This window comes from Planctomycetota bacterium, assembly GCA_038746835.1.
Classification (GTDB): Bacteria; Planctomycetota; Phycisphaerae; order Tepidisphaerales; family Tepidisphaeraceae; genus JBCDKH01.
Map to the genome: position 1 here is coordinate 1 of JBCDKH010000142.1, position 9,713 is coordinate 9,713.

11 protein-coding genes are annotated in these 9,713 nt (G+C 64.4%); 4 read left to right on the plus strand and 7 right to left on the minus strand.

Going from position 1 to position 9,713, the window contains the following annotated elements; genetic code table 11:
* The 4 genes from AAGI46_12685 to AAGI46_12700 all read right to left on the minus strand — a co-directional run.
* A partial coding sequence (locus AAGI46_12685; GenBank protein MEM1013064.1) for a metal ABC transporter permease occupies window positions 1–234 on the minus strand: 234 nt, incomplete at its 3' end.
* Window positions 231–1,625, minus strand: coding sequence for an iron chelate uptake ABC transporter family permease subunit (locus AAGI46_12690; GenBank protein MEM1013065.1), 1,395 nt, complete (start codon window positions 1,623–1,625; stop codon window positions 231–233). The genes AAGI46_12685 and AAGI46_12690, both read right to left, overlap by 4 nt.
* 4 nt (window positions 1,626–1,629) lie before the next feature.
* A complete protein-coding gene (locus AAGI46_12695; GenBank protein ID MEM1013066.1) occupies window positions 1,630–2,367 on the minus strand; it encodes an ABC transporter ATP-binding protein in 738 nt (245 codons plus the stop codon).
* A 131-nt stretch (window positions 2,368–2,498) separates the two neighbouring features.
* Window positions 2,499–3,506: a zinc ABC transporter substrate-binding protein gene (locus tag AAGI46_12700; GenBank protein ID MEM1013067.1), complete on the minus strand. Its 1,008-nt coding sequence runs from the start codon at window positions 3,504–3,506 to the stop codon at window positions 2,499–2,501.
* A 126-nt stretch (window positions 3,507–3,632) separates the two neighbouring features.
* Here AAGI46_12700 and mntR point away from each other — a divergent pair, with 126 nt between their 5' ends.
* The 4 genes from mntR (at window position 3,633) to AAGI46_12720 (ending at window position 6,424) form a co-directional block, all read left to right on the plus strand.
* Window positions 3,633–4,061 (plus strand): manganese-binding transcriptional regulator MntR, encoded by a 429-nt coding sequence (gene mntR, locus AAGI46_12705; GenBank protein MEM1013068.1) that lies wholly within the window; start codon window positions 3,633–3,635, stop codon window positions 4,059–4,061.
* A 119-nt stretch (window positions 4,062–4,180) separates the two neighbouring features.
* Window positions 4,181–5,038, plus strand: coding sequence for a type II secretion system protein (locus AAGI46_12710; protein MEM1013069.1), 858 nt, complete (start codon window positions 4,181–4,183; stop codon window positions 5,036–5,038).
* Window positions 5,039–5,141: 103 nt separating this feature from the next.
* Window positions 5,142–5,822: a metal-dependent transcriptional regulator gene (locus AAGI46_12715; protein MEM1013070.1), complete on the plus strand. Its 681-nt coding sequence runs from the start codon at window positions 5,142–5,144 to the stop codon at window positions 5,820–5,822.
* A gap of 50 nt (window positions 5,823–5,872) precedes the next feature.
* On the plus strand, window positions 5,873–6,424 hold the full coding sequence (locus AAGI46_12720) for a TIGR00730 family Rossman fold protein (GenBank protein ID MEM1013071.1): 552 nt from the start codon (window positions 5,873–5,875) through the stop codon (window positions 6,422–6,424).
* Between the two features lie 3 nt (window positions 6,425–6,427).
* Here the strand turns inward: AAGI46_12720 and AAGI46_12725 are convergent, their stop codons facing one another.
* From AAGI46_12725 to AAGI46_12735, 3 genes are all read right to left on the minus strand, one after another.
* Entirely contained in the window at window positions 6,428–6,922 is a 495-nt protein-coding gene (locus tag AAGI46_12725; GenBank protein ID MEM1013072.1) for a lipid-A-disaccharide synthase N-terminal domain-containing protein, read from the minus strand.
* Between the two features lie 48 nt (window positions 6,923–6,970).
* Entirely contained in the window at window positions 6,971–8,650 is a 1,680-nt protein-coding gene (locus AAGI46_12730; protein ID MEM1013073.1) for a M14 family zinc carboxypeptidase, read from the minus strand.
* A gap of 54 nt (window positions 8,651–8,704) precedes the next feature.
* A partial coding sequence (locus AAGI46_12735; GenBank protein ID MEM1013074.1) for an Ig-like domain-containing protein occupies window positions 8,705–9,713 on the minus strand: 1,009 nt, incomplete at its 5' end.

Below are 9,713 nucleotides of genomic sequence, written 5' to 3' on the forward strand. Positions count from 1 at the left end.
CACGCCGACGGCAGCGGCACCCACGAACATTGGCACGCTTGCCCGGCTTCCCGTGATGAGGAACGCGACCGCCAATCCCGGCAAGACGGCATGACTGATCGCGTCGCCCATCATGCTCATCTTGCGAAGCACGAGGAAGTTGCCCAGCAGCGCACACGCGACGCCGCAGAGCGCACCGACGCCGATCGTCCAGCCGTCGAGAAACCAGTCCCAGTTTGACAAGGCGTCGATCATTCGACAACTCCCGCGGTGGCTGGCGTTCGAATCGGGTGCGGGCTCGGCAAGTCTTCGGCGGGAGCAATGAGCGACTCGAGCCGCCGAATCATGTCTCGGTCAAGGACGTGCTCGATCGCGTCGGCATCTCGATCGACGTGGCTCGGTGCGACGTCGGCGTGCTCGATGAGGTACGCCTCCCACAGCCGGTGATTCCGCGTGACCCGCCGCGCAGCATCGCGGCCGAAGTCGGTGAGGGTGATCAAGCCGGTCTCGTCAAAGTCGAGCAGATCGTCGCGTTCGGCGCGTCGCACGATGCGTTGCAGGCGACTCTGGGACCACGAACGCGTTTTGACGAGCTCGAACACGGGTAGACCACCGGCCACGCCTTCGCCACCGCGCTCGTGCCACTCGTAGATGGCCCGAAGCAGGTGTTGCTGTTCGACGCGGCGACGCAGGTTTCGATGCCGAAGCGCCCGGGGCACCACGCCACGAGCCGGCCCAAACGCCATGCTGACGCCGAAGACCGCAGCAGCGACCAGAACGATCATCGCCCCACTCGGAAGCCTGGGCGCGAGCGCGCTCACCGCTGCGCCGATCGCCCCACTGACGCCGCCGAGCGCACCCGCAAGCAGCGTCATCGGCAGCATGCGATCACTCCAAAACCGCGCGGCCGCCGCCGGAATGATGAGGAGCGCGATCACCAGAATCAGCCCGACCGCCTGCAGTCCGACCACCGTCACCGCGGTGACGAACGCCATCAGCGTCACGTCGAGTGCAAGCGTCGGCCAACCTTGAGCCTGCGCGTAGCCGGCGTCAAAACAGAGCAGTCGAAGCTCCTTGAACAGCAACCCGCACGCGACGATCGACAGTCCGCCCGCGATCGCGATCAGCCAGACGTCCTGCGGCACCATCGACGCCGTCTTGCCGTAGATGAAGCCCTCCAGCCCGGCCGCGCTGCCACTGCCCATCTGCTGAACGATCGTCAGCATGCAGACGCCCGCCCCGAAGAAGACGCTCAGCACGATGCCCATCGCAGCGTCCTCTTTCAGCCGCGTTTGCTGGCGAAGCAGCAGCACCGTCCCGACGCCAATCGCTCCGGTCACAACCGCGCCGATGAGCAGCACGAACAGCGACCGCCCCATGCCGAGCCCGACTGCAATCACGAACGCCAGGCCGATGCCGGGCAGCGTCGCGTGACTCAGTGCATCGCCCATGAGCGCACGTTTGCGGAGCAGCGTGAAGCTCCCGACGACACCCGCCGCGATGCCCAGCAGGAGCGTCCCGAGGACGACGACGCGCGTGTTGTGATCCTGGAGCGTGAAGACGCGAATCCACTGCTCGCTGGTCGGCCACGCGGAGGCGAGGTCGACCATCGCTGCCGAGGTTTCGAGCCGCGGAGTCATAGTCATCGCGCTACGGAAGTCGGTTGCCCTTCACGATCGCCTCGGCCGCGTCGCTGAGCAGCGTCAACTTGCCGCCGTAGGTCTTCTGCAGGTTTTCCCTCGTGAAGGTCGTGGCAGTCGGGCCGTGGGCGACGATGCGCATGTTCATCAAGATGATGTGATCAAAGTACTCCTCGACCGTCTGCAAGTCGTGATGGACGACGAGCACCGTCTTCCCGGCAGACTTGAGATCTTTGAGGATGCTCACGATCGCACGCTCCGTCGCTGCGTCGACGGCCGCGAAGGGCTCATCCATCATGTACAGGTCCGCCTCCTGGACGAGCGCGCGTGCGAGAAAGGCCCGCTGCTGCTGACCGCCGGAGAGCTGGCTGATCTGCCGATCGGCAAGGTCGGCGATCCCGACGCGGTCGAGTGCTTCGCGAGCCTTCTCCCTGTGCTTTCGACGCACGGGCAGCATCCACCCGATTCTGCCGTACGTGCCCATCGTGACGACATCCAAAGCGCTGACTGGGAAGTCCCAGTCGACACTCTCCCGCTGCGGCACGTAACCGACGCGCCGGCGATTCTCCGAGTACGGCTTCCCATAGACCCGCACACGCCCACTCGCACGCGGGATCAGATCGAGCGCTGCCTTGATGAGTGTGCTCTTACCCGCACCGTTTGGGCCGACGATCGCGACGAGCCGGCCTTCGGGGACGTCCAGGTCGACGTCCCACAGAACCGGGCGGCGGTGATATGCGACCGTCATGTCGTGGATGCTCAGCGGCGCGTCGGGCGAGTGCTCGGACCCGAGCACGCTTTCCGTTCGGACCGCTGCGTTGGACGTTCGAGCACCCGGAGCGACCGCTCCGGCGTCGTTGGCCGCTGGGGAACTCACGCTCACTGCGTCAGCTTCCCGTTCATGCCCTTGTCGGGAACGTCGCCGCCCAGGGCGCGGGCGACGGTGGTCACGTTGTGGTCGATCATCCCGACGTAGGTGCCTTCGTACGTGCCGGCCGAGCCCATTGCGTCGCTGAACAGCTCGCCGCCGATCGTCACCTCGTGGCCGCGACTGCGGGCACCATTGATGAGTGCTTCGATGCTCTTTCGCGGCACGCTGCTCTCGACGAAGACCGCCTGCACGTTCCGCTCGACGAGCAGGTCGACCAGCTCGTTCACCCGCTGCAGGCCGGCCTCGCTTTCGGTGCTGATGCCTTGGACGCCCATGACTTCGAGACCGAATGCCTGGCCAAAGTAGTTGAAGGCGTCGTGGCTGGTCACCAGCACGCGACGTCCCTCGGGCACGCCATCGAGAGCGGACTCGCCGTACGACTTCAAGTCGGCCAGCTGCTGCTTGTACGCCTCGGCGTTGCTGCGGTACCCGTCGGCATTGGCGGGGTCGTACTCCGCCAGCGTGTCGGCCACGACGTCGACAGCCTTCGCCCATGCGGCCGGATCCATCCAGACGTGCGGGTCGTATTGCCCGGCGAAGGCCTCGGGCTCCAGCAGATACGACTCCTCGATGTTTTCCGTCACCGCGACCACCGGCCGATTGCTGCTCATGCGGACGAGCACATCACTCATCTTCCCTTCGAGCATCAGGCCGTTGTAGAACACCACGTCCGCTCCACTCATCGCCGCCACGTCATCGCGCGTGGCTTTGTACAGGTGCGGATCGATGCCCTCACCCATGAGCGTTGTGACGATGGCGAGCTCGCCCGCGACGTTTTCCGCGATGTCGCCGACCATGCCGACGGTCGCGACAACCTTGTACGGGTATCGAACCTCCCCGCCCTCTGACGATCCGCTGGCCGCATCACCGCAGCCGGTTAGAAGCGCAAATGAAGCAAGGACGAACGCCACGAACGACGCGAGTCGAATGGCGAACGGTCGGGATGTGTTGAACATGCTGACTCTCAACTTTGAATGATCAAAAAATAGATGGCGGCGTTTCGGCGGTCAAGGCATCGCCGCCCGTGACGCCACACCGCATGCCCGTCCCGAGGCCGACGTAGACTCACTCGGGAAGCAGGCATTGAAATGGCGACAGTGAACAGCACCAAGGCCGCCCACCGGAGGACGCGGGCGGACCACGCGACCGAAACGGCAGAGGACTACGTCGAGGCAATCGACGTCATCCTGCGTCGGGACGGCGTCTGCCGAGTGAGCGACTTGGCGAAACGCTTCGGCGTCAGTCACGTCACCGTCAATCGCACGCTGGCCCGGCTCGACCGTGAAGGTCTGGTCATGGTCGAGCCGTACCAGCCCGTCGATCTGACCGCGAAAGGCCGACGTCTCGCCGTAAAGTGTGCGGAGCGGCACCGCATTGTCTTCGAGTTTCTGCTCGCCCTGGGCGTCGACGAACACACGGCCGCCGTCGACGCCGAAGGGATTGAGCACCACGTCAGCGAGCGGACCCTCCAGCGTTTCGCTTCGGCAACCGCAGAGATGAACGACCGGTAAGGCGAACTCGGATAAAGCGCTTGACACCGCTTGTAGCCTTGGCTACATTTTTGCCGGAGATGATGTAGCCTGTGCTACAACTCTGCCGATATCAACCCGACTGACCAAAGGCTGAATCCATGTCTCGCTCTGCAACACGCACCACACGCGGCTTCACACTCGTCGAATTGCTCGTCGTCATCGGCATCATTGCGTTGCTGGTCGGGATCCTGCTGCCCACGCTTAACCGGGCGCGCAACAGCGCCCAGGGCTCGGTCTGCGCGAGCAACATGCGTCAGATCGCGACTGCCGTGATGATGTATGCCAACGACGAGGGACAGTGGTTCCCGCGAACGATGGTCACAGACACCGGCTTCCCGGAGACGATCAGCTGGTGGCGGTTCGACTCGTATCAGGCCGCGCTGGAGAAATACATCCTCCAGGAGCGTGGAGGCGTCGACGACACCGGCGACACCCGCGGCCGGCGGACCGTCTGGTTCGACCCGGCCGACCCGGATCAGGACCTGCCGGCGATGTGGGGCTCGTTCGTCGACAACGGCTTCCTCACGGGCGTGCCTCGAAAGATCGTGCAGGTGCCGGATTCGAGCAACAAGATCATGATGACGCTTCGGACACGCAACTGGACCGAAGCGACGATTGCGCCGCCCAGCCCATTGCCGTTGGCTGACAAGGATGATCCCTTTTGGACCAGCGAGTTCTTCGACGTTTGTGTCGACCCGTGGTCGGACTCGAACGTCGTCACCGACCCCTTCCACTGGACGCTCGGCCAGGCCGCCCCGCCGCTAAGCCTCTTCCCGAGCGATCCCGAAGCGACAGAGTGGGACCAGCCCATCGACGGCCGCCGGCCGGAGCATGAGGGCAAGTCGCGCTACGGCGAGAAGCAGTGGTACAGCTTCGTCGACGGCTCCGTGCGTGCCTTGACCTTCGAGGAGACGTACGACTCGGTCGAGAACAACATGTGGTCCGTCTCGCGTTGATCGTCCGGCAGGGCCAAGCAAAGAGCTGGCAACCCAAAGCGGGCTCGAGCAGCCAGGCCCTCTCGTCCGTTGCCGTACCATGTCGGCGTCGCCCACGTCCGGCATGCCCACAAGCACCGTCGAGAACTACCTGAAGCAGATCTATCTCGCAGGCCAGGGCCTCACTGATGAGGAGCTGGTTTCGATGGGCAGCGTCGCCGAAGGCGTGGGCGTGACGCCCGGCACCGCGACCAGCATGGTCAAGTCGCTCGCGGAGGGCGAGCTGCTCGACTACGCACCGCGTGGCGGCGTTCGACTCACAGACGCAGGTGAACGCATGGCGCGTCAGGTGCTTCGCCGCCATCGGCTCATCGAGCAGTTCCTCGTCGAAATCATCGGCCTCGACTGGTCCGAGGTGCACGAGGAGGCCGAGGTGCTGGAGCATGCCGTCAGCGAGAAGCTGCTCGACCGCATCGACGCCCTGCTCGGCCACCCGAGCGTCGATCCGCACGGCGACCCGATCCCACCGGCCGACGACGAAAAGCGAGGCTCGATCAAGCCCACGCGCGTCTGGACTCTGGCCGACTGCCCGATGAACGAATCACTGCAGGTCTCACGGGTGATCGATCAGACGCCGCCCTTCCTGCAGTTCCTCGATCGCCACGGCTTGGTCCCCGGAGCATTGGTGAACGTCACCAGCCGCGAGTCAGCCGCCGACTCGACGGCGGTTGAGACGGCGGACCATGGGGTCATTTCACTCGGCACAACGGCTGCAACCAAGGTGCTCGTCTCGGCAGCGAAGTAACGGCCGACCAGTTCAACCTGAGCCCAATCCAGCGTTAGAGTGCCGCCCCGATGACGAAAGAACCCGATGCCTTTTGTGTCACCGTTTTTTGTGGAAGCGGAAACGTCGATCCGTCTTTCCACGAGGCGGCAAGGCAACTCGGCGAAGGCATCGGAAACGCAGGAATGACGCTGGTCTACGGCGGCAACTACACCGGACTCATGGCCGACGTCAGCGACGGCGTCCGCAGCACCGGCGGCCGAGTCGTCGGCATCTCCCCGCCGCTCTTTGGCGATCTGAACGACACCCAGTGCGATGAATTCGTCGTCGCGACCGACATGCGACACCGCAAGGCCGAGATGGAGCGACGCGGCGATGCCTTCGTCATCCTGCCAGGCGGCATCGGCACGCTCGAAGAGTTCTTCGAAATCCTCGTCGGCCGACAGCTCCACGTGCACGCCAAGCCCGTCATCCTGCTCGACATCAATGGCTTCTACCGCCCACTCATCGACTGGATGAAACACGCCACAACGCTCGGCTTCGTCCGGAAGGTCACGTGGGAGGAGTTACAAATTGCCACGTCAGCGGACGAAGCCCTGCAGCTTCTCGCAGACGCACGATAAACGTCACACGCCGCGATCGCTTCCCGGCCGGTAGATGAGCCAGAGGTTGCGGGCGTAGATCGCAAAGCCAGTGCACTGGCCGAGGATGCCGACGATGTCGATGCGCCAGATGAAGTAGGTCAGCAGCAACGACGCTCCGCCGAAGCTCATCCACCAGAACACCGGTGGGACAACGCTCTTCTTCTCCTTCTCGCTGGCGAGCCACTGCACGACCATTCGGCCGGTGAAGAGCACTTGGCCGAAGAGGCCGAGCCCAACCATGATGCCGCCGAGCGGGCCGGTGATGTCGAGGGCGCGAAAGAGGGTGCCGCGGGTGTCGCGATCGCCTTGCAGGTCATCGACACGTTGGACGAACTCGTCTGCCGAGATCTCGACGCCGTCTATGACGACCATGCCATCAACGACTTCGATGTCGGCCAGGCGTTCGCTCAGCTGCAAGTCGCCCGCGGCGACGGGTACTGCGAGAACCAGGATTGCGAGGATCGTCAGGCGACGCATCCGGACATCGTGCCGAATCCCGGCGTCGCTGGCGAATCAGGCGCCGTGTCAGGCGACGTCTTCGAACAACGAATCGTCCGCTGCAGCAACAAGCGTGTTGCCGAAGCCTGCCCGGAGGATGCCGAAGTCGGACAAGTCGACGTTGCCGTCGTAGTTGAAGTCGCCGTCGGCGAAGCTGGCGTTGAGCTTGCCGAAGTTGGCGCGGAGGATTCCGAAGTCGGAGAGGTCGACGTCACGATCGCGGTCGGCGTCGCCGGCGAGGGTGAAGAACGTCTGCGTGGCCTCGGCCGCATTGCCGGCGGCGTCGGTCAGTGCGCCGGGGCGAAGCTCGGCTGTCCAGTTGCCGTCGGGAAGCGGGCCGTCGAAGACGAAGTCCACGCCGCGGCCTTCGTCGGCAAACGCGAGGCTGATCTGGTTGGACGGCAGCTCGAAGCCGTCACCATCACGAGTCACGCGAAGGTCAGACGGATCGGCCGATGCGTCGACTGGCTCGTCGAACAGCATCGAAACCGTCGGTGTTGGTGCGTTGATCGCGTACTCGCTGAAGACCAGCGCCGGCGACGTGAGATCGGTCGGCGACAGCTCGACGTCGAACCGCGTCGCGGAACCGCCGGTGACGGCGATGTCCTGCATCGTGACCGCGTCGTAGCCGTCGGCCTCCACCGTGACGTCGTACGTGCCCGGCAACAAGAGGCGGTGGTAGTCCCCGACATCGGGATCGGTGAAGGCCGGCTGCGTGTTGCCGCCGATGGTGATCTTTGCCTGCAGCGGCAGACCGGTGTCGGCATCGGTCACCACGCCGCGGACGCCCCACTGGACGGCCTCGGTGAAGCTGAGCATCGACTCGCGATTGTCCGCCCAGAACGAATTGAGTGTGCTCGCAGACGGATTCTTGGTGTTGCTCACCTCGATGGTCAGGTCCATCGTCCCGAGGTAGCGATAGGTCCAATCCTGAAAGCCGCCGCGCACTTCGTACCAGTCAGCACCGTTGGTGATGCCGTCGGAGAAGAACGGCGAGTTGTACATCGGCAGATTTTCGCGGCTGTACGTCAGTGCCAGCTCGCGAAAAAGAGCGTCGTCCGGCGTGGCGGAGTAGTTGCTGCCCTTGCCGTCACTGTCGTACGGGTAGTTGGCGACGAGCGCTCCGCTGTGGATGTTGGCCGAGAGGTTGAAGCTGCGATCCGCGCTGAACCGCATGATCGAAGCGGTCTCTGCCTCACGATTGGTGTCGAGCAGCGGATCGCCCTCGAAGTACGTGCCGATGCCGTCTCCGAGCGAGCCCTCGGGGAAGCTGCGATTCAGATCGATGAAGTTCGCATTCCAGCGCCAGCGTGCCGCGTAGCCGTCGGGGTTCATCTGCGGCACGATCCAGATGTCAGTCTCGTCGACCATCTCGGTCATGCGCGCGTCAGATCCGTAGCCACCGAGCACGTCGTCGGCGAAGTAGAGGGCAAGCGCCTGCCCCACCGTTTCGTCGCCGTGCATGGCGCCGATCCAGCGGAATTCGGGCTCGTCCTCCTGCGTGCCGACGTTGTCGGAGATGTTGAGCCCCCAAATCGGCGCACCGAGTTCACTGGTTCCGACCTGCTCGACAGCGGCCAAGGTCGGATACGCGTCCGCTAGGCCTCGAAGCTCTGATTCAAGCTGAGCAGCGGTGTGGTAGATGCCCCGCGTGATCAGGTTGCCGCTGAGGAGGCGGCGGGTCTCGAGGGGCTCGATCGTGTGCATCGTTTACGGCTTCGAAGGGTGGGAAGGTGCTGATGGTGTTCGTCAGCGATGGGTTCAGGCCTCGTCGTCGGCGAAGAGCGAGCCCGGCATGCCGAGCGTCTGGCCGAAGCTGCTACGAAGCAGGCCGAAGTCGGCGAGGTCGACGGACCCGTCGTAGTTGAAGTCGCCCTGGGCGAAGAGCGAGTTCGTGCTGCCGAAGTTGGCACGCAAGATGCCGAAGTCGGCCAGATCGACGGTGCGGTCGAAGTTGGCATCGCCGGCCAAGACGTCGAAGGTGAACGACGCGTCGCCTGCCGCGTTGTTGCCGTTGATGTCGGTGACAGACGTACCCGGCAGCGTCGCTTCCCAAACGCCGTTGCCCAGCAGCGGCGAGCCCTGAGAGACGGCCCACGTTGCCTCGCGTCCGCCGACAGCGAAGGCGAGCGTTGAGACGTTGAACACTTCGCCCGTCGACAGGTTCTCGAGCACGAGGTCACCGGCGCTGACTGCACTGGGATCGATGAGCTCGTCGAAGGTGAAGCGAACCTGCTGTGTCGCGTCACGATCGAAGCTTGCCGTCGCGAGGACCGGGCCCTCGGTGTCGACGCCGGGCGCGTTGACGTCCAAGCCGTAGGTGTTGATGGCACCCGACCAGCCATAGACGCGGATGAAGTACTGCTCGCCTTCAACGACGCTGGCGGTGAGGACTTCGTCGTCGTTCGTGGACGTGCCGCTGTCGAGGGTGTTGCCGGCGGCGTTGGTCAGTGTCGCGTCGATGTCGCCGACATTGTCGCTGAAGCTGACCGTGATGGTCGCTTGGCCACTCTCGGCAGCGGTGAAGACGAAGTAGTCGTCGTCGGTCGTCGTGGAAATGCTGCCGGTCGTGAAGCTTGCCTGGCCGAGCGTGCCGAGGTTGGTCGCGGATGAGAAAGCGTCGTTGGGCTCGACGTCGTCGGGCGTGCCACTGTTGGCCGGAGCCGGGCCGACACGGAGCGTGCCGGCAAAGGCGGAGTTGTTGGTCTCGCTGATCTCGTCGATCGCGTCGCCGGCATCGACGACGTAGCCGACCGAGTAGAGGCCGTCG